Genomic DNA, 25,246 nt, shown 5'->3' with positions numbered 1-25,246 from the left:
CAGGTGGCGAGGGCGAGGAAGGCCTCGTGGATGTCGTCTCGGCGTTCCCAGCGGATGCGGAGGCGTTTCATGCCGTGGTACCAGGCGATGGTGCGCTCCACGACCCACCGCACGGTGCCCAGGCCGGAGCCGTGCAGGTGGTTGCGGGGCGCGAGGTGGTCGGTGATGCCTCTGGCCCGCACACGCTTGCGGACCGAGTCGTAGCCGTAGGCCCGGTCCCCGAACAACGCCCCCGGGCGGCGGCGGGGCCGCCCGGGGCGGCCCCGGACCGGGGGCACCGCATCCAACAGGGGTTCCACCTGGGTCAGGTCGTTACGGTTGCCGCCGGTCAACACCACCGCCAACGGGATCCCCTGTCCGTCGGTCAGGATGTGGTGCTTGGAGCCCGCCCGACCCCGATCGACCGGGCTCGGCCCACTTGTGGGCCGCGCCGCGCCGCCCGCACATGCGAGGAATCGATCACCGCCCGATCCCAATCCAACCTGCCCGAAGCGTGCAGCTCGGCCAGCAGCACCTCATGCAGGCGGGCCCACACCCCGGCCTCGTTCCACTCCGCCAACCGCCGCCAACACGTCATCCCCGACCCGAACCCCAACTCCCGGGGCAAAAACTCCCACTGGATCCCGGTATGCAACACGAACAAGATCCCCTGCAACACCAGCCGATCCGGCAACCGCCTACGCCCCGGACAACGAGACCGCCGCACCACCACCGGCAACAACGGCTCCACCCGCGCCCACAACTCATCCGACACGATCCACGGCGGCGACTGACCCCTCCTCACCCCACCATGATCCACACCCACAACCACCCCAACACCCAACCTGATCATTCCGTTAGGAACTCTAAGCTGGCTCCGCACGTGTGAGGCCGAAGGCATCCCACCCGTCTTTCACACGGCGATCTTCCTTCGTAGGGGCCCCGAAGAAACCACTCCACCCGATCCAGCCCCACCAGCCAAACTGGCCCCGATCAGGTGGCGTCGGGGTCGAAGGGGGGGCGTTCTGGCTTGGGGGGGTCTGGCTTGGGCACCGGGGGTTGGGTGCTCGCGTAGCCGTTGGGTTTGACGCTGCCGTTGGTGTCGTCGCCGAAGAGTTGGTTGGCGACGATGTGCTTGGGGTCGAAGTTGCGGAGTTGTTGCAAGTCCTGCAAAGGCTTGCGTAGCTCGTCGAACTCCGGGCCCAGTTCGGTCTTGAGTTGGTCGCGGGCGCCGGTGGCGAACTCGCGGACCTTGCGGATGGAGCGGCCCAACCACGCCGCCGCTGAGGGGAGGCGTTCGGGGCCCAGGATGAACAGACCGGCTATGCCGAGTACGAGGATCTCGGCCCAGCCGATGCTCTCGAACACCCTCGCTACCTCCGAACTAGGCCGCTACCGCACCAGGGTAGCCGGTCAATCAGACCGCAGGGTTACCTGAATGGTCAGCTCGCGCCCCTGCCGGGCCAACACCAGGGGAACAACCTGCCCCGGCTGGAACATGCGCACCGCCACGGTCAGCTCGGCGGCGTTGCGGACCTGCCGGTCGCCGACCTTGCGGATCACGTCGCCCTCGACGATACCCGCCTCGGCCGCGGCGCCGCCCTCGATGACGTTGACTACCTGGGCGCCCTCGGCGGTCTCGGCGGACACCGAGCGGACGTTGGCGCCCAGGTCGGCGTGTTTGACCTGGCCGTCGCGGATGATGGCTTCGGCTATGCGCTTGGCGTCGTTCGACGGGATGGCGAAACCTAGGCCGACGCTGCCGGTGTTGCCCTCGCTGCTGCGGATCGCGGAGTTGATGCCCACCAGGGACCCGGTCGAGTCGACCAAGGGGCCGCCGGAGTTGCCCTGGTTCACCGCGGCGTCGGTTTGGATGGCGTCGTAGGTGATCGGCGCCTCCCCGTTGTCGCCACCGGCCACCACGGGGCGGTGCAGGGCGCTCACGATGCCCTCGGTGACCGTGTCGGCCAGGCCCAGCGGGGAGCCGATGGCCAGGACCGAGTCGCCGACCTGGAGCTGGTCGGAGTCGCCGAACTGGAGGACGGTGGGGTTGGTGACGTTCACCTTGATCACGGCGAGGTCGGTCTTCGCGTCGACGCCCACCAGGGCCGCCTCGGTCCGGGTGCCGTCGGTGAACACCGTGGTGATCTTGGCGCTCTCGTCGGCGCGGCCTTCGAGGGTGACGACGTGCCAGTTGGTGACGATGTAGCCCGCGCCGTCGATCAGCACACCGGAACCGGTGCCGCCGCCCTGGTCCATCTTCACCTCGATGGACACCACCGCGGGCCGCACCCGCTTGGCGATGTCGGACACCGACCCCGCCGGGCGCTCCTTGCCGGGCTGGGTCTGGGCGAGCGTCACGTCGCTGGTGAGCTGGTCGCCGCCGCGCGCGAGGAACCACCCCACCAGCCCGCCCGTCGCCCCCACCAGGAGCGCGACAAGGCCAAGAGCGGCCAAGGCGAGCGGCTTCACCCGCCTGCCGAAGAGCACGTCGGACAGACTCAAGAGGGTCCCGGACGGCCGCTTACCGGCGTCCAGCTCAGTCTCGTCCGGTCGGTCAACCGCGGGCGGCCCGATGACGGCACCCGCCGCCGGGTCGCGCCACGGGTCGGCGTCCGGGGACCACAGCGCGTCGTCGGACGGGTCGGACGCGGTGTCGGAGCCCGGTGGGCGCTGCAAGACCTCGGTCTCGCCAGGGGGACGCCCGAACGCGTTCGCCAGGGACTCCGGCGGCGGTGGGGCGGCGGTCAGCTCGCCCAGCGCGGGCGGCGTGCCCGCGGACGGCGAGAACGCGCCCGCCACCCCGGCTGGCCTGCCGAACGCGGCGGCCATGGTGGGGTCGACGGCAGGCCGGTCCAACGGCCGCGGCGTGATCCGCTGCTCGGCGCCCACAGGCACGACCCCGTTCCGCGGCGGCTGCTCGTCAGCGCGCGCGGTCTCAGGGTCGAAGTTCTGCTGATTCATCGTTCCCCAGAGTGCCAAACCCACAGTGAAGTAAGCGTTGCGACCCAACCTCAACACGCGCCAAGGCCCCCCGCACGACGGGCGGGGGGCCTTGGCGAAAGCTGGTCAGCGGGCCGAGACCAGGCCGAAGCTCGGTGAGACGACGTGGGCGATGCGGTTGCCGACGAAACCGACCGGCTCCACGTCGCCACCCACGATCGGGGCGGCGGGCTCAGCGCCTTCGGTCGTCGGCCCAGCGCCGGTGGTGTTGACCAGCGCCAACGCGCCGAGGACCAGGCCGGACACCACGACCCCGGCGCCCTGGGCGGCGCGCCTGCCGGGGCGGCGGCCCAGGACCGCGCGGCCCTCGCCGAGCTTGGCCGACGAGCCCAGCGGCGTGCTGGAGCCGAAACCGGTGGTCCGCGCGCGCTCGGGCCGCTGGATGGCCACGAGCTGGCCGTCCTCGGTCACCGCGAGCCCGTCCGGCGTCGCGGGCAGCTCGACCTCCTGCGGGATCGCGCGCAGCGAGGCGAGCAAACCCGCGGGCATCGAGGGGACGTCGGCGGCGCGCACCGCGGCCCGGGCCTGGCGCTGGGCGCTGACCTCCGCCGCGCACCACCGGCAGCCTGCCAGGTGGGCCACCGCGCGGTCGTGCGCGGTGCGGCCGAGCTCACCGTCGACGAAAGCGACCACGGCGTCGGGCATGAGGTGCTGTTCCGGCAGCCCCAAGGCACGCTCGAACGTCATCGGCCGACCTCCGGGCGGAAGTCGGCCGCGGTGGACACGCGGGTCATGCCGTCGCCTCCTGGGCAAGTTCCCGGCGCCGCTCCAGCGACGCGCGCAGGGCCTGGCGGCCCCGGTGAATCCTGCTGCGAACAGTACCCAGCTTCACGTTGAGGGTCGCGCCGATCTCCTCGTACGACAGTCCTTCGACGTCGCAGAGGACGACCGCGGCGCGGAACTCGGGCGGCAACTCGTCCAGCGCGTCCTGCAGGTCCGGGTCGAGGTGGGTCTCGGCGTAGACCTGCTCCGGGCTCGGATCGTCGCCCGCGAGGCGGTCGGTGTCCTCCGGCAGGCCCTCCATGCGCAGCCGCGAGCGGCGGCGGGCCATGTCGAGGAACAGGTTCGTGGTGATGCGGTGCAGCCAGCCCTCGAACGTGCCGGGCTTGTAGGACGCCAGCGACCGGAACACCCGGATGAACGTCTCCTGGGTCAGGTCCTCGGCGTCGTGCGCGTTACCGGTCAGCCGGTAAGCGAGCCGGTACACGCGGTCGCCGTGCTCGCGCACGATCTCGTCCCAGGACGGCGGCGTCCAGGCCGCGGCGTCGAGGTCGACCGGCTTCACCTCGGCGACACTCTGCATCGTGGAGATAGGCACCTCCTGAAAGCCGTCTTGCCCACTGCTCTCGTCAACGCGCGCGCGTCCCGCGTTGTTCCCGACCATCGTGTCCCCGACACTCACCGCGTTCCCCGCTTTCCCAACCATCCCCGCCATGGGTTCCACTGTGGGGTACCCCCTTATGGCGACCGTGAGAACCTGCTGAGACGAGCCTGAGAAAAAGGTCCGGCGTGACCTACCGGGCGGGGTTCACCCGATTTGGCCGCCGCCGCCGCTAATCTGCGTCTCCGTGGGACCGGAATCGCCTGCCGTGCACTCGGCGGAGCTATGCGAGCACGTCGACGCGGGCCTGACCGAGGAGGACGAGGCGATCGTCGCTGCGCGGGCCCTGGGCGGGCAGCGCGGCTGGCAGGCGATCGGCCCCGGCTGCGGGGCGGCCCTGCGGTTCCTGGCGTGCGCGCTGCGGGCGCGGGCGGTGGTCGAGATCGGCACCGGCGTCGGCGTCAGCGGCCTCTACCTGCTCGGCGGCATGGCCCCGGACGGGGTGCTGACCTCCATCGACGTGGAGCCCGAGGCGCAGGCCGTCGCCAAGGGCACGTTCCGGCAGGCGGGCATCGCCCCCGGCCGCACCCGGCTGATCATGGGCCGCGCCCTCGACGTCCTGCCCCGGCTGACCGACGGCGGCTACGACCTGCTGTTCGTCGACGCCGCCAAGCACGAGTACCCCAGCTACCACGAGCAGGGCGTGCGCCTGCTGCGGCCGGGCGGCGTCCTGGCGTTCGACAACGTCCTGTGCCGCGCGAACGCGGGCCAACGGGACGCGGAGACCGTGGCGCTGCGCGAAGTGGTCAGCGCTGTCCGCGACGACGAGAGACTGGTTCCGTTGCTGCTGCCGCTGGGTGACGGCCTGTTAGTCGCGGCCAAGGCTGGCTAAGAGGGCTTACTCGGCCCGGGCGCCCTTGCCGAGGACCACCACGCCGCTGCCGCTGACCGTGTACTGGGCGCGGTCCGCTTCAGGGTCCACCCCGATGCGGACGCCGTCGGCCACCACGACGTTCTTGTCCAAAATGGCTTTGCGGACCACCGCGCCCTTGCCGATGCGGGCGCCGGGCAGCACCACGCTGCCCTCGACCTGGGCGCCGTCCTCGATCAGCACGTCGGCGCTGATGACCGAGTCGACCACGGAGGCGCCGGAGATGATCGTGCCCGGGCCGACGATGGACTCGACCGCCGCGCCCGCGTTGACGAACTTGGCCGGCGGCAGCGGCGGGGTGGCGGTGCGGATCGGCCAGTGCCGGTTGTAGAGGTTGAAGACCGGGTGCACCGAGACCAGGTCCATGTGCGCGTCGTAGTAGGCGTCCAGGGTCCCGACGTCGCGCCAGTAGCCGCGGTCGCGTTCTGTCTCGCCGGGGACGACGTTGTCAGCGAAGTCGTAGACGTGCGCGCTGCCCGCCCCGACGAGCATGGGGATGATGTCGCCGCCCATGTCGTGCAGGGAGTCCTTGTCGGCGGCGTCGGCGCGCAGGGCCTCGATCAGGGCGCTGGTGGAGAACAGGTAGTTGCCCATCGAGGCGAAGGTGACGTCCGGGTGGCCGGGCACCGAGGGCGGGTCGGCAGGCTTCTCCAGAAAGCGGGTGATCTTGCCCTGCTCGTCGGAGTCGATGCAGCCGAACGCGCGGGCCTCGGCGCGCGGGACCCTGATGCCCGCGACGGTGACGCCCGCGCCGGACTCGACGTGCTGGTCGAGCATCTGCCCGGGGTCCATCCGGTACACGTGGTCCGCGCCGAAGACGGCGATGTGGTCGGGTTGCTCGTCGTAGACGAGGTTGAGCGACTGGTAGATGGCGTCCGCGCTGCCGGTGTACCAGCGCGGGCCGAGCCGCTGCTGCGCCGGGACCGGGGTGACGTACTGGCCCAAGACCGTGGACAGCCGCCAGGTCGTGGAGATGTGCCGGTCCAGCGAGTGCGACTTGTACTGGGTGAGCACGCAGAGCTGGTGGAAACCGGCGTTGACCAGGTTGGACAGGACGAAATCCACCAGCCGGTAGTTGCCCGCGAACGGGACGGCGGGTTTGGCGCGGTCGGCGGTCAGGGGCCACAGCCGCTTGCCTTCGCCGCCCGCCAACACGATTCCGAGTACGCGCGGCTGGCCCTTCACGGTCCGACCCTAACTGTCGCGGTGGGAGTCTTGCCAGACGTCGCGGTCCGTGTCGGAGTTGGTTGACACGCCGTTCACCCGCGCGCCTCACCGTGTTTGGGCGACCCGCATGCCCTAGCGTGACCGTGGTGCGCATAGGGCTGCTGACACGGGAATACCCGCCGGAGGTCTACGGCGGCGCGGGGGTGCACGTCGGCTTTCTGGTGCCGAGGCTGCGCGAGCTGGTGGAGGTCGACGTCCACTGCTTCGGCGGGCCGCGCGCGGACGCCACGGCGCACAACCCGGCCGCCGGGCTGGAGCACGCCAACGCGGCGCTGCGGACGCTGTCGGCGGACCTGTCGATGACCGCGGCGGTGGACACAGTGGATCTCGTCCACTCGCACACCTGGTACGCGAACCTGGCCGGTCACCTGGCGGGCGTGCTGCACGGGGTGCCGCACGTGGTCACCGCGCACTCGCTGGAGCCGCGCAGGCCGTGGAAGGCCGAGCAACTCGGCGGCGGATACCGGCTGTCGTCGTGGGTCGAGCGGACCGCCTACGAGTCCGCCGACGCGATCATCGCGGTGAGCGCGGGCATGCGCGCCGACGTGCTCGCCTGCTACCCCGCGCTCGACCCGGCCAAGGTGCACGTGGTGCGCAACGGCATCGACGCGACCGCTTACCGCCCGGTCGCCGAAGACGACGTGTTGCGCCGCTTCGGCATCGACCCGGGCAGGCCGACCGTGGTGTTCGTCGGCCGGATCACCCGGCAGAAGGGCCTGGCCCACCTCGTCGCCGCGGCGCACCACATGGACCCGGGCGCGCAGATCGTGCTGTGCGCGGGCGCGCCGGACACCCCGGAGATCGCCGAGGAGACCCGCGCGGCCGTCGCGGAACTCGCGGCGGCGCGCGCGGGGGTGTTCTGGATTCAGGAGATGCTGCAGGCCGCCGAGGTGCGGCAGCTGCTCAGCCACGCCACGGTGTTCGTGTGCCCGTCGGTGTACGAGCCGCTGGGCATCGTGAACCTGGAGGCCATGGCGTGCGCGACGGCCGTGGTGGCCTCCGACGTCGGCGGCATCCCGGAGGTCGTCGCCGACGGCGAGACGGGCCTGCTGGCGCACTACGACGAGGCCGACCCCTCGGCGTTCCGCAGTGGACTGGCCGACGCGGTCAACGCCCTGCTGGACGACCCGGCGCGGGCCGCGGCCATGGGCGCGGCGGGCCGAGAGCGGGCCGAGCGGGAGTTCTCCTGGACGTCGGTGGCCCAGCGGACCGTCGAGGTGTACCGCACCGCGCTCGGGGAATCTCCGAGTGGACAGGCCGACTGAGAGAACGGTCAGCCACCGACTCGTAGTGTGCGCATTGTGGAGGGTTTGAGCGTGTTGGGGCGCTGGTTCCGCCGAAGCGGGTTGCGCTTCACGCGGTACACGGTCGCCTCGCTGGTGGCCACCGGAATCAGCCAACTGGTGCTGTTCGCGCTCTACGCCTCCGGCGGGATGGACGCGATGGCCGCCAGCACGGTGGCGTTCGCCGCTGGCGCGCTGCCGCACTTCGTGATGATCCGCTGGTGGGCCTGGGGGCAGCGCGGCATCCCCCGGCTGAGCAGGCAACTCGTCGGGTACCTGGTGGTCACCGCCCTGGGCGGGGCGGTGTCGGTCGGGCTGACCACGGCGGTCGACTGGCTGGTCGGGCCGCTGGTGACCGACCGGAGCCTGCGCACGCTGGTGCTGAACGTGACCTACGTGCTCAGCGGCCTGCCGGTGTTCGTGGCGAAGTTCGCCGTGCTCGACCGGGTCTTCGATCAAGACCGGTACGAGTCCGCCAGCTCCACCAGCGTGCGCGCGGCGAACCCGGTCGCCCCGGGGACCACGTCGTCGTAGGTCTTGTCCGCGCGGGCCGGACCGGCGATGTCCAGGTGCGCCCAGGGGCGGCCGCCGGTGAACTCGCGCAAGAACAGGGCCGCGGTGATGCCGCCGGGGCCCGGCGGGCACTGGCGGACGTCGGCGATCTCGCTGGCCACGTCGTCGGCGTACTCGTCGAGCAGCGGCATCCGCCACCACGCCTCGCCGACGCGGTCGCCCGCCTCACGGACGCGGGCGGCGAGGGCGTCGTCGGTGGCGAAGAGGCCGCCAGTGCGCAGGCCGAGGGAGACCTTCATGTTGCCGGTCAGGGTGGCCACGTCGACCAGGACGTCGGCGCCCAGGTCGGTGTCGGCGTAGACCAGGGCGTCGGCCAGGACCATGCGGCCCTCGGCGTCGGTGTTGGTGACCTCGGTGGTGCGGCCGCCGTAGTGGCGCACGACGTCGCCGGGGCGGTAGGAGGACCCGGAGACGTGGTTCTCCGCGCACGGCACCAGCGCGGACACCCGCACGGGCAGGTCCAGCCGGGCGATGGCGATCATCGCGGCGATGACCGCGGCTCCGCCCGCCATGTCGGTGCGCATGAGGTGCATGCCGTCCGCGGGCTTGATCGAGATGCCGCCGGTGTCGAAGGTGATGCCCTTGCCGACCAGCGCCAGGTGCGGGCCGGTCGCCCCGGCCGGTGACCAGGTCAGGTGCAGCAGGCGCGGCGGCCGGTCGGACCCGCCGCCCACCGCGAGCAGGCCGCCGAAGCCGTGCGCGGCCAGCCACTTCTCGTCGCGGACCACCGCGTCCAGGCCGGACTCCCGCGCCGCGGCGCGGGCCGCCGTGCGGGCCAGCCAGGCCGGGTCCTTGACGTTGGACGGGGTGTTCGCCAGGTCACGGGCGAACGCGGTCGCCGCGGCCAGCGCGCCCGCCCGGCGCGCCGCCTCGGCGATCCCTTCCCGACGGTCCGCATCGGACACCACCAGCCGCACCGACCGCAGGCGCGGCTTCGGCTCGTCCCGGGTCACCCGAAAGCGGTACCCGCCGAGCAGGAGGCCGCGGACGAACCGCGCCGCCTCGTCCGGCCCAGCGTCCGGCGGCAGCTCGACCTGCACCGACTGGCCCTTGCGCCCGGACCCGATCTCGTCGGCCAGCCTGGCCTCGATCGCGCGGACCAGGGCCGCCCCCGCGGCGCGCCAGTGCTCGGCCCGCCCCTCGCCGATGCCGACGACCCACCGCACGCCCGACCCGGCTGGACCGGGCTGGGTCTCCCCCGCCTTGCCCGCGAGGGCGACGCCGTCCACCCAGTCCGCGGTGATGGCCTCCCCACCGGGACCGAGCAGCGGCGGGCCGTCGCCCTCTGGCGCCCGACTGAGCACGGCCACCGGGACGCCGCCGCGCGCGCCCGCGGACACCTCCACGTCGGGCAGCGTCGTCGGCAAGGTCGGCACCGGCGTGGACAAGCGTTCCTCCGTGCTACTCGGGCCGATCTTCGTGGGAAAAAACGAGCGGGGTCAGCCCGCGGCGGACTTGAGCGCGTCCCCGAGGTTGCTGGCCTCCTCCGGGGTCATCTCCACCACCAGACGCCCGCCGCCCTCCAGCGGGACGCGCATCACGATGCCCCGGCCCTCCTTCGTCACTTCGAGGGGACCATCCCCGGTCCGGGGCTTCATGGCCGCCATAGCGTGCTCCCTCCGTCATAGCCTGCCCACCCGACACCGGTCCACGTCGTGGTGAACCGACCGGGTCGCGGCCATTCTCCCCTATCGACTCGCGGCGGTGAAATCGAACCGATCATCGCGTGTCGCGTGACCGGGCACGATAGGTGGCGGGCCCCTCCCGCGGCCTGTCAGACTCGGGCGTCGTGCGCGCTCGTTCCGCCCTCTTCGACCTCTACGGCGGCTACCTCAGGCAGCGGGGAGGCTCCGCCGCCGTCGCCGCCCTGGTGCGGCTGCTGGAGCCGCTGGGCTTCGGCGCGCCCGCCATCAGGACCGCGGTGTCCAGAATGGTCCGTCAGGGCTGGCTCACCCCGGTGCGGCTGGCCGAAGGCCCCGGCTACGCGCTTACCGCCCGCGCGGAAAGGCGGCTGGACGAGGCGGGCGCGCGGATCTACCGCACCGGTCCCTCCACTTGGGAGCGGACGTGGCATGTCGTGGTGCTGGCGGAGATTCCGGCGCGCGGGGCACGCGAGCGGCTCGCGTCGTCGCTGCGGCTGCTCGGCTACGGCCCGCTCGGCCCGTCGACCTGGGTGGCGCCGCGCCCGTCGCCGGAACTGGCCGACGTGCTGGCCGCGGAGGACGTTACGGCCCAGGTCTTCCTCGGCGCGCACGATGGCTCCGACGCCGAACTTGCCGCGCGGGCGTGGGATCTGGGCACACTGGGCGCGGAGTACCGCGCGTTTGTCGCGGAATGGACTCCGGTGATGTCCGCTGTGGACGGCACGGCTCCCGCCGCCGCGTTCGCCGCGTCCCAGCGGCTGCTGCACGCGTGGCGGAAGTTCCTTTTCCGCGACCCCGGGCTGCCAGAGGAACTACTGCCCGCGGACTGGCCGGGCACGACGGCGGCGGCGTTCTTCGACGAGCAGACCGCGCGGCTGGCCCCCGCTGTGACCGAGTTCCTGGACGACTGCCTCGGCGCAGGTGGTAAGCAGAGGACTCCCGCGTAACCGGCAGGAAGGTAGAAGCCCGTGCTGTTGACCGAGGATCGCGACGGGGTGCGCACGCTGACCTTGAACCGGCCGGAGGCGTTCAACTCGCTGACCACCGAACTCAAGGAAGCCCTGCTTACCGCCCTCACGTCAGCGGCTGCGGACGACTCTGTGCGGGCGGTAGTGCTGACGGGCGCCGGTAAGGCGTTCTGCGCCGGACAAGACCTCAAAGAGCACGTCGCCCTGCTCCGCGCGAACGACCCGGCGCCGCTGGCCACGGTCGAGAAGCACTACAACCCGATCGTGACGGCCATCACCACCATGCCGAAGCCCGTCATCGCCGCCGTCAACGGCATGGCGGCGGGCGCGGGGGCGTCCTTCGCCTACGCGTGCGACCTGCGGATCGCGGCGGACACCACCAAGTTCCTGATGGCCTTCGCCAACGTCGGCCTCACCGCCGACTCCGGCGCGGCGTGGACCCTGCCCCGGCTCATCGGCTACGGCCGCGCGATGGAGATGATGCTGCTCGCCAAGCCGGTCGGAGCCGAGGAGGCCCTGCGGATCGGCATGGTCAACCAGGTCGTCCCCGCCGCGGACGTGCTGCCCACCGCCCACGCCCTGGCCACCCGCCTCGCCGCTGGCCCGACGACGGCCTACGCCAAGATCAAGGAAGCCATGCTGGCGTCTTCGGGCGGCCCGTTGGCCGACGGACTGGCCGTCGAGGCCCGCACCCAGGCCGAGGCAGGCGCCACGGCGGACCACCGGGAGGCCGTGGAGGCGTTCGTGGCCAAGCGCGAGCCGGACTTCACCGGCCGCTGACGCCTGGTCAGCCCGCCGCGGCCTGGGCGCGCCAGCAGGTGGCGACGTGGTCGTCGACCATGCCGGTGGCCTGCATGAGCGCGTAGCAGGTGGTGGGGCCGACGAACGCGAAGCCGCGGCGCTTGAGCTCCTTGGCCATCGCCTTCGACTCCGGGGTCACGGCGGGGACGTCGGCCATGGTGGCCGGGCGGACGCGGGGGCCGGTGGGGGCGAAGGACCACAGCAAGTCGTCCAGCGGCCGGTCGAGGTCGCCGATGGCGCGGGCGTTGCGGATGGTGGCCTCGATCTTGGCCCGGTTGCGGACGATGCCCGCGTCGGCGAGCAGGCGGGTCACGTCGGCGTCGGTGAAGGCGGCGACCTTGTCCGGGTCGAAGCCCGCGAAGGCGGCCCGGAAGGCGGGGCGCTTGCGCAGGATCGTGATCCACGACAGACCGGACTGGAACGCCTCCAGGCTGACCCGCTCGAAAAGCTCGTCGCGACCGCGCAGCGGCACGCCCCACTCGTCGTCGTGGTAGGCGGCGTAGTCGGGGGACGAGGCGCCCCAGGCGCAGCGGGGGCGGTCGATCACGCCGCGCGCTCCGCCCACGCGGCGAACCGGCGCAGCGACCGACGCAGGCCGACGCGGAACCCGGGGCCCAGCACCGTCCAACCCAGCCTGCCCAACGCGCCCAGGGGCAGGTCGAGCCGCTCCCGCCAGACCAGGGTCGACGCGGCTGGGCCGCGCTCGTGGACCTCGAACACGCCGAACCCGCGCACGACCTTCCCGGTGTGCCGCACCTCGCAGCGGCGCGGCGGGTCCCACCCGGTGATGTCCATCGTGTCGGTGAACCCGACCTTGCCGACCCCGGTGAACGCCGCGAGCCGGGAGCCGACGCCGCGGCCGTCGCCCTCGGTGACCCGGACGGTCGTGCCGAGCATCCACTCGCCCTGCCGGTCCCAGTCGGTCACCGCCGCCCAGACAGCGGCGGCAGGCGCGGCCACGTCGACCCGCTCGGTGACCTCGATCACCGGACGTCGTCCGCCGGGGCGCTCGCCTCCAACTCGGCCACCCGGGCGCGCAACTGGTCGATCTCGTCGCTCGCGCGCCGCAGCACCCAGTCGACCTCGGACATCTTGTAGCCGCGCAGGACAAGCTGGAAGCGCACGTCCCGCAGGTCGTCGCCGGTGACCCCGGTCCCGGGCAGCCGGGTCGGAGACGCGCCGGGCGGCAGGGCGGGCAGCTCCTCGCCCCGCCCGAACACGACCGAGGCCAGCAGGAACACCACCGCCGCCACGAGCACCATGACGACGAGGTAGATGAGCACGGTGGTCACCCGAGGCATGGTGTCACGACTGCCCGGGTGCGCGCACCGGCCACCGGCCCCCCGAAACCGGTTGCCTCGGACCACCCGCTCCCGCGACCCTGCCGACATGCCCCAGGTGCGCCGCGCGACCCCCTCGGACTGGCGGGACCTGCGCGCCGTCCGCCTGGCCGCCCTCACCGACGCCCCGCACGCCTTCGGGTCCACCCTGGCCAGGGAACTGCGCTTCACCGAGGCCCGGTGGCGCGAGTGGCCAACCAAGCACGCCGTCTTCCTGGGCTGGCTGGCCGACCGCCCAGCGGCCATCGCGGCGGGCATCCCGGGGGTGGAGGTCGAGATGGTCTCGGTGTGGGCGCACCCGGACACCCGGGGCACCGGCTTGGCCGCCGAGGTCGTCACCGCCGTCATCGACTGGGCGCGCACCCAGAACGCCACCCAGGTGACCGCATGGGCGGTGGAAACCAACACCCGCGCCCTGCGCTTCTACCAACGCCTCGGCTTCACCCTCACCGGCCGAGACGACGACCACCCGCACGACCCGGCGCTGCGGGAACTGGAACTGACTCTCCCAGTCCCCGGCGCCAGGACTTCTGAATAAGTTCAGAATGGAATCTTGAGCGAAACCGAGAACGAAGTTCAGCCGATCGTGAAGTCGACTTCCCCACAAGTACGCTCCTTCCCCTGCCTTGAACTCCGCGTGCGCGCAGGGGCTCGGGCGCGACTCGGGAGGCGGAGTGAGTTTCAGCGCATGGGGCGACGAATCCGGTTCACATGCCGTCAAGGACCCCAACGTGTACCTCATGGCGGCGGCGATCGGCGAAGCGGATGACGTCGAGCACCTACGGTCGACAATGCGAGAATTGCGGCTGCCCAGCTCTGGTCCGAAACTGCATTGGAAGGACGAGTCGGCGGCACGCCGGATGAAAGTCGCCGAGGCGATCGCTCGATTGCCTATTGACGGCTTCGTCGTGGTGCGAGTCGGTCCGCGAGCCGACCGACCGGAGCGTCGCCGCCGCAAGTGCCTTGAACGTCTACTGCGCGAACTGACCGCTCTCGGTTGCGATCACCTGATCCTGGAATCTCGTGGAACCGCTGACGATCGGCGCGACCGCGCATTGCTGGACAGCCTTCGACGGTCCAAGAGCCTTGTCGAGCAACTTCGGATGTCCCACCAAGCGGGCCCGGCTGACCCGGCCCTGTGGATCGCGGATGCTCTGTGCGGCGCCGTGGTCCAAGACCGGATCGGCGAACCGAGCTACCTCAAAACCCTTGCGCGCCGGGTGACAGTGGAGATCATCGACGCCACATAGACGCGAGCCCCGGGCCCTGTCATCCGGCAGGATCTCCCGAGGCTCACTTCCAGACCGCACCGCGGTGGGTCTGGCGACGATTCCACGTTAGCCGCGCGGGCCAGGTGCGTCAAACGGTTTGGCGTCGCCACCAGCTGTTTCCCCTGGCACGGGGCGTGCCCGTGACGTCAGCCGGTCATCAGGCTTGCCATCGGGGGGCGGTCCTCGACCGGGACGTGGATGCGGTCGGGGAGCCATTCTCCGGCCACCTGGACGAACTGGGTGAGGTCGCCGGAGGGGGAGTCGATGCCGCAGCGGGTCAGGGCGGTGCCGAGGATTTGGCGGGCCATGACGCCGAGTTGGAGCAGGGAGCGGTTGCGGTGTTTGCGGACGCCGAGGTTGACCTGGGCCAGGCCGTCGAGGCCGTAGCGGGTGTGGGCGTCGAGGAGGAGGCCGATCTCGACGCCGTAGCCCGCGGCGAAGGGAACCGCGGACAGGAAGTCGCGGGTGGCGGCGTATTCGCCGCCCAGTGGCTGGATGACGTCGGAGAGTTCGGGGCGCAGGGCGGACAGGACGGGGCGGGCCAGCAACTCGGTGACCCGGCCGCCGCCGGTGCCGACTTCCTCCGCCTCCAGGCGCAGCGGCCTGCGGTAGAAGCCCTTGACTAGGTGCACGCCCGAGGTGGTGAGCAGCGGGCCCAGCAGGGACGGCGCGAACGCCGGGTCCGGTTCCACCAGGTCGGAATCCAGGAAGACGACCAGATCCCCGGTGGTCGCGGCCAGCGAGCGCCACAGGACCTCGCCCTTGCCCGGGCGCGGTTCCAGGTCCGGCAGCACCTCGTCGCGGTGGACGACGCGCGCTCCCGCCGCGGCGGCGACGGCGGCGGTGCGGTCGGTGGAGCCGGAGTCCACGACGACCAGTTCGTCCACAAGGGACCCCACCAGCGGCAGGACGGACGCGACGACACCCGCGACGGTCGCTTCCTCGTTCAACGCGGGCAGCACGACGCTGACCGTGCGCGTCCCCTTGGCGCGCACCAGTTCCGACACCGTCCACTCTGGACTCTGCCAGGTGGTCCGGTCGAGTCCGCTCACGCGGCCACCGCACAGATCCGGCGGACGCACGAGGTCAACGGCTCCCTCGCACGCACATTCTGGGCCAGGGCTCCACACACAAACTCACTCCGCGTCGCATGACTCACCAACACACTCGCCCCGCGCCAACCGCTCGTCAGCACCTCACCCCGCACCACTGACCCATCAACAAGTTCGCCCCGCACCAATCGCCCACCAGCACACTCACCCAGCGCCACCGATTCGTTGGCAAGCTCGTTCCGCACCAACAACCCACCGGCAAGCCCGCTCTGTATCAACAATCCACCGGCAAGCCCGCTCTGTATTAATGATTCGCTCGCAAGCTCGCTCATGCCAGCGCTCGCACCGCTCGGGCGGGCGGGCGGGTGCCCGCGATGCTGGCGACCATGTCGACCACCTGCCGGGTGCGGCGGACCTGGTGCGCGCGGAACACCCGCGCGCCCGCCCAGGCGGCCACCGCTGTCGCGGCGAGGGTGCCGTCCACCCGGTCGTCCACGTCCGCGCCGAGGGTTTCGCCGACGAAGTCCTTGTTGGACAACGCCATCAGCACCGGCCAGCCGGTGCCGACCAGCTCGTCCAGCCTGCGCAGCAGCTCCAGGCCGTGCCAGGTGTTCTTGCCGAAGTCGTGGGTCGGGTCGATCAGCACGCCCGCGCGCGGCACGCCCAGCTCGACCATGCGCTCGGCGCGGGCCACCAGCTCCGCGACGACCTCAGCCACCACGTCGGTGTAGCGGACGCGGTGCGGGTCGGTGCGCGGGGCGGCGCCGCCGGTGTGCGAGCAGACGATGCCCACCCCGTACTCGGCGGCGACCTCGGCCAGCCGGGGGTCCGCGCCCGCCCAGGTGTCGTTGATCAGGTCCGCGCCCGCGTCGCACACCGCGCGGCCCACCTCGTGCCGCCAGGTGTCGACGCTGAGCACCAGCCCCGGGTGCCGCTCCCGCACCGCCGCGACGAACGGCACGACCCGGCGGGCCTCCTCAGCCGCGTCAACCGGCTCGCCGTGCGCGCCCGCGCGGACACCGCCGATGTCCACGATGTCGGCGCCCTCGGCCACCGCCCGGTCGACCGCGTCCAGCGCCGCCGCCTCGGCGAAGGTGGCGCCGCGGTCGTAGAAGGAGTCCCTGGTCCGGTTCACGATCGCCATCACCAGGGCGCGATCACGCGCCACGGGGCGCTCGCCGAACCGGAGGACAGTCACGCTTACCGATGGTGCCATGCCCACCGCCGTGAGCCACCGACGGTGAGCGGTGTCTCCGCCGGACAGGGTAGATCGCTGGGCCGGACAGCTCACGCCCCCGCGCCGGGACAGTGACCATGGCCGACCCTGGCTACAGTGGTGGCGGACCTAGGAGGACTCGTCGTGTTCTACCGCGCGTTGCGTGCCGTGCTCTCATTGGTCACCCGGATGCTCCTCCGGCCGGTCGTGGAGGGCGCCGACCGCGTCCCGGCGCACGGGCCGGTCATCCTGGCGATCAACCACCTCGCGGTGATCGACAGCTTCGTGGTCCCGATGATGCTCTCCCGCAAGGTGGCTTTCCTGGCCAAGGCCGAGTACTTCGAGGGCCGCTCACCGCGCGGGCGGATGACCGCCGTGCTGTTCCGCGCGCTGGGGGCGATCCCCGTGCGGCGCGACAACAGCCGCGCCGCGCTCGCCTCCCTGGAGGTCGCGGGCGCCGTGCTCGACAAGGGCGGCGCGTTCGCCATCCACCCCGAGGGCACCCGCTCCCTCGACGGCAAATTGCACCGCGGCCGCACCGGCGTCGCCCAGCTCGCCCTTGAGCACAAGGCCCTTGTCGTGCCGGTCGCGGTGATCGGGACCGACAAGGTGCAGCCCACCGGCAAGAAGATGCCGCGCCCGCACCGGATCACCGTGCGGTTCGGCGCGCCGCTGGACTTCTCCCGCTACGACGGCATGGCCAACTCGCTGCCGATCCGCCGCGCGGTCACCGACGAGGTCATGTACTCGATCCTGGAGCTGTCCGGCCAAGAGTACGTCGACTCCTACCACAAGCGGCCCAACGCGGCGTGAGACCGGCTCAGGCCGCGCAGGCGTCCAACGCCTCGTCCACGGTCCGGGCGACCACCAGGGCGTCGAGCGCCAGTTGGCTGGCGAAGCCGCGGGCGCGCAGCTCGCGGACCCAGGACAACATGCCTTCCCAGTGGTCGTCCGGGTCGAGCAGGACCACGGGTTTCGCGTGCATCCCCAGGTAGCGCGAAGTCCACACCTCGAACAGCTCCTCGCACGTGCCCAGACCGCCGGGCAGGGCCAGGAACGCGTCCGCGCGCTCGTCCATCTCGCGCTTGCGCTCACGCATCGTGTCGACCACGACCAGCTCGTCGGCCGCCGGGTCGGCCTTCTCCAAGTCGACCAGGCCACGCGGGATGACCCCGACCGTGCTCGCCCCGCCCCGGCGGGCGGCGCGGGCGACCGCGCCCATCATCGACACCTCCGAGCCACCCCACACCAGCGACCAGCCACGCGCGGCGAGCCCGGCGCCCACCGCGTCGGCCAGGTCCAAGTAGCCGCGCGGCACTGTCGAGTGGGAACCGCAGTAGACGCTCACCGCCCGGCTCAATGCGTGTCACTCCACGCCTGGTACGCCTTCTCCACCACACCGACCGCGTCGTCCACGTCGTCGGTGAGGTGCAGCAGCGCCATGTCCTTCTCACCGATCTTGCCGCCCGCCAAGACGGAAGTGCGCAGCCACTCGTAGAGGCCGCCCCAGTACTCGGTGCCGAACAGCACCACCGGGAACTTGGTGACCTTCTTGGTCTGCACCAACGTCAACGCCTCGAACAGCTCGTCGAGCGTGCCGAAACCGCCGGGCAGGCAGATGAAAGCCTGCGAATACTTGATGAACATCGTCTTGCGGGTGAAGAAGTAGCGGAAGTTCACGCCCAGGTCGACCCACGGGTTGAGGCCCTGCTCGAAAGGCAGTTCGATGCCCAGGCCGATGGACAGCCCACCCGCTTCCGACGCGCCGCGATTGACGGCCTCCATCGCGCCCGGACCGCCGCCGGTGATGGCCGCGAAGCCCGCGTTGGCGAGGGCAGCGCCGATCTCACGGCCTAGGCGGTACTCGGCGTCCTCGCGCTTGGTGCGGGCGGAGCCGAAGACGGTGACCGCGCGGGGAACCTCGGCTAGCGCGCCGAAACCCTCCACGAACTCGGCCTGGATGCGCAGGACCCGCCACGGGTCGGTGTGCACCCAGTCGCTGGGGCCGCGGGAGTCGAGCAGCCGCTGGTCGGTGGTGGTTGCCTCGTCGCTGCGTCCGCGCCGCAGGGTGACCGGGCCGCGTTGGCGTTCGCGGGGGTGCTCGTCGTTGGCGGGGACTTCTGGTCCGTCGATCGTCACTTCGGCGAGTCTAGGGTTTGTCGGCTGCTGGGGTTGGTTCCCGGGTTGGCTTGGCGGGTTTGCTCGATGGGGTGGAGTGGTTTCTTCGGGGCCCCTACGAAGGAAGATCGCCCGTGTGCAAGAGGGTGGGAAGCCTCCGGCCTCACACGCGCAGCCAGCTTAGAGTTCCTAACGGAATGATCAAGGTGGGTGTTGGGGTGGTTGTTGGTTGTGGATCATGGTGGTGTGAGGAAGGGGCAGTCGCCGCCATGGATCGTGTCGGATGAGTTGTGGGCGCGGGTGGAGCCGTTGTTGCCGGTGGTGGTGCGGCGGCCTCGTTATCCGGGGCGTAGGCGGTTGCCGGACCGGCTGGTGTTGCAGGGGATCTTGTTCGTGTTGCACACCGGGATCCAGTGGGAGTTTTTGCCCCGGGAGTTGGGGTTCGGGTCGGGGATGACCTGTTGGCGGCGGTTGGCGGAGTGGAACGAGGCCGGGGTGTGGGCGCGCCTGCATGAGGTCTTGTTGGCGGAGTTGCACGCCGGGGGCAGGCTGGATTGGGATCGGGCGGTGATCGATTCCTCGCATGTGCGGGCGGCCCGGCTCGGCCCACAAGCGGGCCGAGCCCGGTCGACAGGGGTCGGGCGGGCTTCAAGCACCACATCCTGACCAACGGACAGGGGATCCGTTGGCGGTGGGGTTGACCGGGGAAAACCGTAACGACCTGACCCAGGTGGAGCCCCTGTTGGATGCGGTGCCCCCGGTCCGGGGCCGCCCGGGGCGGCCCCGCCGCCGCCCCAAAACATTGTTCGGGGACCGGGCCTACGGCTACGACTCGGTCCGGCAACGTGTGCGGGCCAAGGGGATCACCGCCTACCTGGCGCCCCGCAACCACCTGCACGGCTCCGGCCTGGGCGCCGTCCGCTGGGTCGTGGAACGCACCATCGCCTGGTACCACGGCATGAAACGCCTCCGCATCCGCTGGGAACGCCGAGACGACATCCACCAAGCCTTCCTCGCCCTCGCCACCTGCATCATCACCTGGCGACACGTCACACGACTCTGTTAGGAACTCTTAGCGATCTTCCTTCTCCCCCGAAGAAACCACTCCACCCCATCGAGCACCTGGCAGCTTCGGGTGCGGCTTTCTCGGAAGTCAGGAGGTGATCAGGCGGCGTAGGACGTCTGCGCAGTGGGTGATGTGTTCGGTTGGGACGTTTTCCTGGTGGGTGTGGGCCAGTAGGGGGTCGCCGGGGCCGAAGTTGACGGCGGGGATGCCTAGGGTGGCGAAGCGGGCTACGTCGGTCCAGCCGAGTTTGGCTACGGGGGTTCCGCCTGCGGCCGCGATGAGTTCTTGGGCGGCGGGGGCGGACAGGCCGGGGAGGGCGCCGGGGGCGCTGTCGACCACGGTGAGGTCGTGGCCGTCGAAGACCTCGCGGAGGTGGGCTTCTGCTTGGGCTGGGGTGCGGTCGGGGGCGAAGCGGAAGTTGATGCGGATGAGGGCTTCGTCGGGGACTACGTTGCCGGACACGCCGCCTGCGATGTGGACCGCTTGTAGGCCCTCGCGGTAGACGCAGCCGTCGATGTCGACCGTGCGCGGGGTGTATTCAGCCAGGATGCGGAGGGGGTCGGCCAGGGCGTGGATGGCGTTGACGCCCATCCATGCCCTCGCGGAGTGCGCGCGGACGCCCTTGGTGCGCAGTTCGACGCGCATGGTGCCCTGGCAGCCTGCTTCGACCACCCCGTTCGACGGCTCGCAGACGATGGCCAGGTCGCCGGTCATCCAGTCTGGGAGGTCGCGTTCCACTCGGTTGAGGCCGTTGCGGGAGGCGTCGATCTCTTCGCAGTCGTAGAAGAGGAAAGTCAGGTCGTGTTTGGGGTTGGGGACCGTCGCGGCGAGGTGCAGCATGACCGCGTCGCCGCCCTTCATGTCGACTGTGCCCAAACCGTGCAGGACGCCGTCGGTGCGGTGGGACGGCAGGTTCCGGTTGGCAGGGACGGTGTCGAGGTGGCCCGCGAAGACCACCCGGGACGGGCGGCCCAGCCGGGTGCGGGCCAGCACCGCGTTGCCCGAGCGGACGACCTCCAGGTGCGGAGCCTGCGCGCGCAGGGCCCGCTCGACGGCGTCGGCGAGCGCGGTCTCCGCCCCCGACTCGCTGGGGATGTCGACCAAGGCCGCGGTGAGGTCGACGGGGTCGGTGGTGAGATCCAGCTCAACGGTCACGGCCCGTCACGCTACTCCGGCGCCGCATTGGCTAACGTGTCGACTGTGAGCAGTGCAGAGGCGTTTGAGAGCAAGGGTGCGCACGGCGTCGGACTGGCGACGGTGACCACCGACGGGACCGTGCTCGACACCTGGTTCCCGAACCCGAAACTCGGCGCGGCCGCGGTGCCCGGCACCCAGCGGCTCTCCGAGCACGAAGCCGTCGAGGAGCTGGGCACGGGCGTGTCCGCGCTGCTCGGCCCCGACCCCGCCCGCGGCGTCGAGGTGATCGCGGTGCGCACCGGCATCGACGACCTGGAAAGCCCGCCCACCGACGCGCACGACGTCTACCTGCGGCTGCACCTGCTCTCGGCCCGGCTCGTCCGGCCGCACGGGCAGAACCTCGACGGCATCTTCGGGCTGCTCGCCAATGTCGTGTGGACCAACCACGGGCCCTGCCCGGTGGAGGGCTTCGAGGCGACCCGCCTGCGGCTGCGCGCCAAGGGCCAGGTCACCGTGTTCGGCGTCGACAAGTTCCCGCGCATGGTCGACTACGTCACGCCGTCGGGCGTGCGCATCGCCGAGGCCGACCGGGTGCGCCTGGGCGCGCACCTGGCCGTGGGCACCACCGTCATGCACGAGGGTTTCGTGAACTACAACGCGGGCACCCTGGGCGCGTCCATGGTGGAAGGCCGCATCTCCGCTGGCGTCTCGGTCGGCGACGGCTCCGACGTCGGCGGCGGCGCGTCGATCATGGGCACGCTCTCCGGCGGCGGCAAGGAGACCATCACCATCGGCGAGCGCTGCCTGCTCGGCGCGAACGCGGGCATCGGCATCTCCCTCGGCGACGACTGCGTGGTCGAGGCGGGCCTCTACGTCACCGCGGGCACCAAGGTCGTCCTCGCCGACGGCACCATCGTCAAGGCCCGCGAGCTGTCCGGCGAGTCCGGCCTGCTGTTCCGCCGCAACTCCACCACCGGCGCCGTCGAGGTCGTCTCCCGCAAGGGCGCCGGAGTCCAACTCAACGCCGCCCTGCACGCCAACGACTGAGAGCGCCCATGACCGCCACCCTCGCCGACCGCGTCCGCGCCCGCCTCGAAGAACAGGCAGGCGCCCTGGTCCAGCACCAGGGCGCCGAGGCCATGGAGGACGTCCACCAGATGCGCGTGGCCGTGCGCCGCGCCCGGGCCGCCATCAAGGCGGGGCTGGACGCGCCGGAACTGGACGCGGAACTGCGGTGGCTGGGCGCGTCACTGGGCGCGGTCCGCGACCTGGACGTGCAACTGGACCACCTGCGCGCCCAGGCTGAGGGCTTCTCCCCGGACGAGCTGGGCGCGGTGGAGGAACTGCTGCGCGGCCTGGTCGCCGAACGGCGCGCGGCGCGCCGCCGGATGATGGGCACCCTGCGCAGCAAGCGGTACAAGGCGCTGCTGGAGTCCCTGCGCACCACGGCGGCGGCCGAGGCTCCGCAGGAGGAGACGCCCACGGCGGTGCTGAGCGTGATCCGGAAACCGCACCGGAAGCTGATGAAGGCCGCCGCCGCCCTCGGCGAAGACCCGCCGGACGACGACCTGCACGAGCTGAGAATCCACGGCAAACGCTTGCGCTACGCGGCGGAAATGGCGGAGGAAACCGCGAAGAAGCAGGTCCGCCCGCTGGTGAAGGCGACCAAGACGTTCCAGGACATCCTCGGCGACCACCAGGACGCCACCATCGCCGAAGCCACCATCCGCCGCCTCGTCAACGAGATCGGCGACGGCATCCCCGTGGACGTCGTCTTCGTCGCGGGCCGCCTGGTCGAACGGCAGCGCACCCGCAAGACGGTGGCCCGCGCCGAATGGCGCTCCGCCCTGGCCGAGGTCGACACCTGCGCCCAAGCCGTGCTGGATTCGGACACCGTCACAGCCTGACCCGGTTGCGCGGGCCGCGTCAGAGCTCCGCGTGAAGGCGTTCGGCGGCGGCGGTGATGCGTTCGTCGGTGGCGGTCAGGGCTATGCGGACGTGGGTGTCGCCGGTGGGGCCGTAGAAGGTGCCGGGGGCGGCGAGGATGCCGCGCTGGGCCAGCCAGTCCAGGGTCGACCACGCGCTTTCGCCCGCTCGGGTGGACCAGAGGTAGAGGCCCGCTTCGGAGTGGTCGATGGTGAAGCCCGCCGCTTCCAGCGCCGCGCGCAGAGTCTTGCGGCGGGCGGCGAAACGGGCCTTCTGCTCGGCGACGTGGGTGTCGTCGGCGAGGGCGGCGGTCATCGCGGCCTGCACGGGGCGGGGGACGATCAGGCCCGCGTGCTTGCGGACCTCCAGCAGCCCCTTGACCAGGGCCGGGTCGCCGGTGACGAAACCAGCCCGGTAACCGGCGAGGCTGGAGGACTTCGACAGCGAGTGGACGCTGAGGATGCCGGTGGGGTCGCCGCCGCTGACCGACGGGTGCAGCACCGACACCGCCTCGGTTTCCCAGCCCAAGGTCAGATAACACTCGTCGGAGACGACGATGGTGCCGCGTTCGCGGGCCCAATCGACCACCTTGCGCAGGTGCTCCACCGGGAGGACGCGGCCGGTGGGGTTCGACGGGGAGTTGAGCCACACCAGGACCGGGACCGCCGGGCCGAGAGCCACCAGGCTGTCCGAGCGAACCACCGTCGCCCCGGCGAGACGGGCGCCGACCTCATAGGTCGGGTACGCCAACTCGGGGATGACGACAGTCCCGCCGCGCGCGCCGAGCAGAGTCGGCAGCCAGGCGACCAGCTCCTTCGAGCCGATTGTGGGCAGCACCGCGGCCGGATCGATGCCGGTGACACCGTGCCTGCGGGCCAAGGCGGCGACAGCGGCCTCGCGCAGCTCGGGGATCCCGTGGGTGGTGGGGTAGCCGGGGATCTCCGACGCGGTGGCCAGCGCGGCCTGGATGAGCGGCGACACCGGGTCGACCGGGGTGCCGATGGACAAGTCGACCACGCCGCCCGGGTGCGCACGCGCCCGGTCGGCGTGGTCGGCCAAGGCGTCCCAGGGGAAGTCCGGGAGGTCCGGGAACCGGGGGATGACAGTCACTCGCCCTGCGGGGGAAGCGCCTTGATCCAATCCGGGTCGGCGCTGACCTTGCCGGTCTTCGACGCGCCGCCGGGCGAGCCCAGGTCATCGAAGAAGTCGACGTTGGCCTTGGTGTAGGCCGTCCACTGGTCCGGGACGTCATCCTCGTAGTAGATGGCCTCGACCGGGCAGACCGGTTCGCAGGCGCCGCAGTCCACGCACTCGTCGGGGTGGATGTAGAGCATCCGGTCGCCCTCGTAGATGCAGTCGACGGGACATTCCTCGATGCACGCCTTGTCGAGAACGTCGACGCAGGGCTCGGCGATCACGTAGGTCACTGCGCTCTCCTGGTCCTTCATGGTGTTCAGCGCGCACTCGGGAGGATGCGCGACCATTTGACAGTATCTCCCGCGCCGGACACGGGCACGCACCCGGTGCCGCCTAGCTCACACCGCGGTCAGCACACTTCAGGGGTGGACAGGGTCGATGAGCTGGAAACCGTGTGCGCGGACGCGTGGCCACCCCTGGTGGAACACCGACTCGGCGACTGGCGGCTGCGGGCGGCGGGCGGTTACACGGGGCGGGCGAACAGCGCGCTGATCTGCGGGTCTCCCGGGGTGGAGACGCCGGTGGCGTTGGACGCGGTGGCCGAGTTCGCCGCGCGGCACGGGATTCGGCCGTATGCGCAGGTGGTCAGCGGGTCGCGGTGGGAGGCCGAGTTCGCTGCCGCTGGGTGGGCGGTGAATCTCGCGCACCCTAGGGGTGCCGAGTCGGCGGTGTTGACCAGTCCGCTCGTTGTCGCCGGGGTTGGGGCGGAGGTGTGTTCGTCACCGGCTGCTGGGTGGCCTGCCGGTGGGATGACTGGGGCGCAGCGGCATGTGTTGACGAGTGGGCCGAAGGTCGGGTTCGCGGCTGTGCGGGGTGGTGGGCGGGTGGTGGGGGTGGCTCGGGGGTGTGTGGTGGGGGAATGGCTGCATATCTCGGTGTTGGGGGTGGAGCCGGAGTGGCGGGGGCGGGGGTTGGGGCGGTTTCTGTTGGCGGGGTTGGATGTTTGGGGGGCTGAGGCGGGGGCTGTTCGGCGGGTGTTGCAGGTTTCTGTGGATAACGTGGGGGCGTTGAGGCTGTATTCGGGGTTGGGGTATCGGCGGTCGCATTGTTATCGGTTTTGGGGGGTTGGTTAGGGGCTGCTTGGTGGGGGCTGATTCTGGGGGTTGCTCGATGGGGTGGAGTGGTTTCTTCGGGGCCCCTACGAAGGAAGATCCCGTCGTGGGAAAGACGGGTGGGGAGCCTTCGGCCCCACGA

At 71.3% G+C, this 25,246-nt stretch carries 29 protein-coding genes and 1 pseudogene; 12 read left to right on the top strand and 18 right to left on the bottom strand.

The genetic code is table 11. From position 1 onward, the window contains the following. The 5 genes from ACZ6SD_RS30580 to sigE all read right to left on the bottom strand — a co-directional run. Positions 1 to 757, bottom strand: a protein-coding gene (locus ACZ6SD_RS30580; RefSeq protein WP_465320487.1) for an IS5 family transposase whose coding sequence is annotated in 2 segments (ribosomal slippage) — positions 1 to 418 and positions 418 to 757 — 758 coding nt annotated over the 2 segments. Because the reading frame shifts where the segments join, the coding sequence is not laid out codon by codon here. This gene is flagged as partial in the annotation. Between the two features lie 215 nt (positions 758 to 972). Then, positions 973 to 1,347 (bottom strand): Sec-independent protein translocase protein TatB, encoded by a 375-nt coding sequence (gene tatB, locus ACZ6SD_RS30575; RefSeq protein ID WP_465320485.1) that lies wholly within the window; start codon positions 1,345 to 1,347, stop codon positions 973 to 975. 45 nt (positions 1,348 to 1,392) lie between these two features. After that, positions 1,393 to 2,943, bottom strand: a complete 1,551-nt coding sequence (locus ACZ6SD_RS30570) for a S1C family serine protease (protein WP_465320484.1) — start codon at positions 2,941 to 2,943, stop codon at positions 1,393 to 1,395. A gap of 105 nt (positions 2,944 to 3,048) precedes the next feature. Continuing rightward, positions 3,049 to 3,669, bottom strand: a complete 621-nt coding sequence (locus ACZ6SD_RS30565; protein ID WP_465320483.1) for a zf-HC2 domain-containing protein — start codon at positions 3,667 to 3,669, stop codon at positions 3,049 to 3,051. A gap of 43 nt (positions 3,670 to 3,712) precedes the next feature. Further along, entirely contained in the window at positions 3,713 to 4,285 is a 573-nt protein-coding gene (gene sigE / locus ACZ6SD_RS30560; protein ID WP_091450576.1) for an RNA polymerase sigma factor SigE, read from the bottom strand. Positions 4,286 to 4,550: 265 nt separating this feature from the next. Between sigE and ACZ6SD_RS30555 the strand changes: the two genes are divergently transcribed. Beyond that, positions 4,551 to 5,195, top strand: a complete 645-nt coding sequence (locus tag ACZ6SD_RS30555; RefSeq protein WP_465320482.1) for an O-methyltransferase — start codon at positions 4,551 to 4,553, stop codon at positions 5,193 to 5,195. Positions 5,196 to 5,201: 6 nt separating this feature from the next. On the opposite strand, the gene glgC is transcribed toward ACZ6SD_RS30555, so the two are convergent. Then, complete coding sequence (gene glgC, locus ACZ6SD_RS30550; protein WP_465320481.1) at positions 5,202 to 6,419, bottom strand: glucose-1-phosphate adenylyltransferase; 1,218 nt, start codon at positions 6,417 to 6,419, stop codon at positions 5,202 to 5,204. Between the two features lie 128 nt (positions 6,420 to 6,547). On the opposite strand from glgC, the gene glgA reads away from it, so the two are divergent. After that, entirely contained in the window at positions 6,548 to 7,726 is a 1,179-nt protein-coding gene (gene glgA / locus ACZ6SD_RS30545; protein ID WP_465320480.1) for a glycogen synthase, read from the top strand. A gap of 36 nt (positions 7,727 to 7,762) precedes the next feature. Next, positions 7,763 to 8,278, top strand: a complete 516-nt coding sequence (locus ACZ6SD_RS30540; protein ID WP_465320479.1) for a GtrA family protein — start codon at positions 7,763 to 7,765, stop codon at positions 8,276 to 8,278. Here ACZ6SD_RS30540 and ACZ6SD_RS30535 read toward each other — a convergent pair. Further along, entirely contained in the window at positions 8,200 to 9,705 is a 1,506-nt protein-coding gene (locus tag ACZ6SD_RS30535; RefSeq protein WP_465320478.1) for a leucyl aminopeptidase, read from the bottom strand. The genes ACZ6SD_RS30540 and ACZ6SD_RS30535 overlap by 79 nt on opposite strands. Before the next feature lie 51 nt (positions 9,706 to 9,756). Then, complete coding sequence (locus ACZ6SD_RS30530) at positions 9,757 to 9,924, bottom strand: DUF3117 domain-containing protein (RefSeq protein ID WP_018684035.1); 168 nt, start codon at positions 9,922 to 9,924, stop codon at positions 9,757 to 9,759. 182 nt (positions 9,925 to 10,106) lie between these two features. Between ACZ6SD_RS30530 and ACZ6SD_RS30525 the strand changes: the two genes are divergently transcribed. Both ACZ6SD_RS30525 and ACZ6SD_RS30520 read left to right on the top strand, forming a co-directional pair. Then, entirely contained in the window at positions 10,107 to 10,907 is an 801-nt protein-coding gene (locus ACZ6SD_RS30525) for a PaaX family transcriptional regulator (RefSeq protein ID WP_465320477.1), read from the top strand. A 21-nt stretch (positions 10,908 to 10,928) separates the two neighbouring features. Beyond that, positions 10,929 to 11,708: an enoyl-CoA hydratase/isomerase family protein gene (locus ACZ6SD_RS30520; protein ID WP_465320476.1), complete on the top strand. Its 780-nt coding sequence runs from the start codon at positions 10,929 to 10,931 to the stop codon at positions 11,706 to 11,708. 7 nt (positions 11,709 to 11,715) lie between these two features. Here ACZ6SD_RS30520 and ACZ6SD_RS30515 read toward each other — a convergent pair whose 3' ends face one another. From ACZ6SD_RS30515 to ACZ6SD_RS30505, 3 genes are read right to left on the bottom strand one after another with little or no spacing between them, the layout of a single operon-like run. Then, positions 11,716 to 12,276, bottom strand: coding sequence for a DNA-3-methyladenine glycosylase I (locus ACZ6SD_RS30515; protein ID WP_465320475.1), 561 nt, complete (start codon positions 12,274 to 12,276; stop codon positions 11,716 to 11,718). Further along, entirely contained in the window at positions 12,273 to 12,716 is a 444-nt protein-coding gene (locus ACZ6SD_RS30510) for an SRPBCC family protein (RefSeq protein WP_465320474.1), read from the bottom strand. Before ACZ6SD_RS30510 ends, ACZ6SD_RS30515 begins: the two co-directional genes overlap by 4 nt. Further along, positions 12,713 to 13,021 carry a DivIVA domain-containing protein gene (locus ACZ6SD_RS30505; RefSeq protein WP_465320473.1) on the bottom strand — a complete coding sequence of 103 codons (309 nt, stop codon included), beginning with the start codon at positions 13,019 to 13,021 and terminating at the stop codon, positions 12,713 to 12,715. Before ACZ6SD_RS30505 ends, ACZ6SD_RS30510 begins: the two co-directional genes overlap by 4 nt. A 97-nt stretch (positions 13,022 to 13,118) precedes the next feature. Here ACZ6SD_RS30505 and ACZ6SD_RS30500 point away from each other — a divergent pair, with 97 nt between their 5' ends. After that, positions 13,119 to 13,607 (top strand): GNAT family N-acetyltransferase, encoded by a 489-nt coding sequence (locus ACZ6SD_RS30500; RefSeq protein ID WP_465320472.1) that lies wholly within the window; start codon positions 13,119 to 13,121, stop codon positions 13,605 to 13,607. 136 nt (positions 13,608 to 13,743) lie between these two features. Further along, on the top strand, positions 13,744 to 14,319 hold the full coding sequence (locus tag ACZ6SD_RS30495; protein ID WP_465320471.1) for a hypothetical protein: 576 nt from the start codon (positions 13,744 to 13,746) through the stop codon (positions 14,317 to 14,319). A 167-nt stretch (positions 14,320 to 14,486) separates the two neighbouring features. On the opposite strand, the gene ACZ6SD_RS30490 is transcribed toward ACZ6SD_RS30495, so the two are convergent. Together ACZ6SD_RS30490 and folP are read right to left on the bottom strand one after the other, a co-directional pair. Continuing rightward, positions 14,487 to 15,392, bottom strand: coding sequence for a glucosyl-3-phosphoglycerate synthase (locus ACZ6SD_RS30490; RefSeq protein ID WP_465320470.1), 906 nt, complete (start codon positions 15,390 to 15,392; stop codon positions 14,487 to 14,489). A 328-nt stretch (positions 15,393 to 15,720) separates the two neighbouring features. Beyond that, positions 15,721 to 16,608, bottom strand: coding sequence for a dihydropteroate synthase (gene folP, locus ACZ6SD_RS30485; RefSeq protein ID WP_465320469.1), 888 nt, complete (start codon positions 16,606 to 16,608; stop codon positions 15,721 to 15,723). Between the two features lie 144 nt (positions 16,609 to 16,752). Between folP and ACZ6SD_RS30480 the strand changes: the two genes are divergently transcribed. Continuing rightward, the gene (locus ACZ6SD_RS30480) at positions 16,753 to 17,421 is read left to right on the top strand and encodes a lysophospholipid acyltransferase family protein (protein ID WP_465320486.1); all 669 of its coding nucleotides are present in this window, start codon (positions 16,753 to 16,755) and stop codon (positions 17,419 to 17,421) included. A gap of 7 nt (positions 17,422 to 17,428) precedes the next feature. Here ACZ6SD_RS30480 and ACZ6SD_RS30475 read toward each other — a convergent pair whose 3' ends face one another. Continuing rightward, on the bottom strand, positions 17,429 to 17,956 hold the full coding sequence (locus tag ACZ6SD_RS30475) for an LOG family protein (RefSeq protein ID WP_465320468.1): 528 nt from the start codon (positions 17,954 to 17,956) through the stop codon (positions 17,429 to 17,431). A gap of 8 nt (positions 17,957 to 17,964) precedes the next feature. Beyond that, complete coding sequence (locus ACZ6SD_RS30470) at positions 17,965 to 18,747, bottom strand: LOG family protein (RefSeq protein ID WP_465320467.1); 783 nt, start codon at positions 18,745 to 18,747, stop codon at positions 17,965 to 17,967. 252 nt (positions 18,748 to 18,999) lie between these two features. Here ACZ6SD_RS30470 and ACZ6SD_RS30465 point away from each other — a divergent pair. Continuing rightward, positions 19,000 to 19,792: pseudogene (locus ACZ6SD_RS30465) on the top strand (IS5 family transposase). Between the two features lie 87 nt (positions 19,793 to 19,879). Here ACZ6SD_RS30465 and dapE read toward each other — a convergent pair. After that, the gene (gene dapE / locus ACZ6SD_RS30460) at positions 19,880 to 20,947 is read right to left on the bottom strand and encodes a succinyl-diaminopimelate desuccinylase (RefSeq protein ID WP_465320466.1); all 1,068 of its coding nucleotides are present in this window, start codon (positions 20,945 to 20,947) and stop codon (positions 19,880 to 19,882) included. Between the two features lie 36 nt (positions 20,948 to 20,983). Between dapE and dapD the strand changes: the two genes are divergently transcribed. Further along, positions 20,984 to 21,976 carry a 2,3,4,5-tetrahydropyridine-2,6-dicarboxylate N-succinyltransferase gene (dapD, locus tag ACZ6SD_RS30455; RefSeq protein WP_465320465.1) on the top strand — a complete coding sequence of 331 codons (993 nt, stop codon included), beginning with the start codon at positions 20,984 to 20,986 and terminating at the stop codon, positions 21,974 to 21,976. A gap of 8 nt (positions 21,977 to 21,984) precedes the next feature. Then, complete coding sequence (locus ACZ6SD_RS30450) at positions 21,985 to 22,836, top strand: CHAD domain-containing protein (protein WP_465320464.1); 852 nt, start codon at positions 21,985 to 21,987, stop codon at positions 22,834 to 22,836. Positions 22,837 to 22,855: 19 nt separating this feature from the next. Here ACZ6SD_RS30450 and dapC read toward each other — a convergent pair whose 3' ends face one another. Beyond that, positions 22,856 to 23,965 (bottom strand): succinyldiaminopimelate transaminase, encoded by a 1,110-nt coding sequence (gene dapC / locus ACZ6SD_RS30445; RefSeq protein WP_465320463.1) that lies wholly within the window; start codon positions 23,963 to 23,965, stop codon positions 22,856 to 22,858. Then, positions 23,962 to 24,282: a ferredoxin gene (gene fdxA / locus ACZ6SD_RS30440; protein ID WP_228771641.1), complete on the bottom strand. Its 321-nt coding sequence runs from the start codon at positions 24,280 to 24,282 to the stop codon at positions 23,962 to 23,964. The genes dapC and fdxA overlap by 4 nt, the downstream gene beginning before the upstream one ends. 45 nt (positions 24,283 to 24,327) lie before the next feature. Here fdxA and ACZ6SD_RS30435 point away from each other — a divergent pair, with 45 nt between their 5' ends. Further along, positions 24,328 to 25,125, top strand: coding sequence for a GNAT family N-acetyltransferase (locus ACZ6SD_RS30435; protein WP_465320462.1), 798 nt, complete (start codon positions 24,328 to 24,330; stop codon positions 25,123 to 25,125). The last annotated feature ends 121 nt before the right edge of the window (positions 25,126 to 25,246 follow it).

It is taken from the genome of Actinokineospora sp. NPDC051303 (genome assembly GCF_055586285.1).
This window is presented reverse-complemented; position numbering and strand designations above follow the sequence as displayed.

What these genes read in the sequence shown, in the direction of transcription:
- sigE (WP_091450576.1), bottom strand. Translation starts at nt 4,285, where the DNA reads ATGCAGAGTGTCGCCGAGGTGAAGCCGGTCGACCTCGACGCCGCGGCC.
- ACZ6SD_RS30565 (WP_465320483.1), bottom strand. Translation starts at nt 3,669, where the DNA reads ATGACGTTCGAGCGTGCCTTGGGGCTGCCGGAACAGCACCTCATGCCC.
- ACZ6SD_RS30530 (WP_018684035.1), bottom strand. Translation starts at nt 9,924, where the DNA reads ATGGCGGCCATGAAGCCCCGGACCGGGGATGGTCCCCTCGAAGTGACG.
- folP (WP_465320469.1), bottom strand. Translation starts at nt 16,608, where the DNA reads ATGGCACCATCGGTAAGCGTGACTGTCCTCCGGTTCGGCGAGCGCCCC.
- ACZ6SD_RS30450 (WP_465320464.1), top strand. Translation starts at nt 21,985, where the DNA reads ATGACCGCCACCCTCGCCGACCGCGTCCGCGCCCGCCTCGAAGAACAG.
- ACZ6SD_RS30500 (WP_465320472.1), top strand. Translation starts at nt 13,119, where the DNA reads ATGCCCCAGGTGCGCCGCGCGACCCCCTCGGACTGGCGGGACCTGCGC.
- ACZ6SD_RS30570 (WP_465320484.1), bottom strand. Translation starts at nt 2,943, where the DNA reads ATGAATCAGCAGAACTTCGACCCTGAGACCGCGCGCGCTGACGAGCAG.
- ACZ6SD_RS30435 (WP_465320462.1), top strand. Translation starts at nt 24,328, where the DNA reads ATGCGCGACCATTTGACAGTATCTCCCGCGCCGGACACGGGCACGCAC.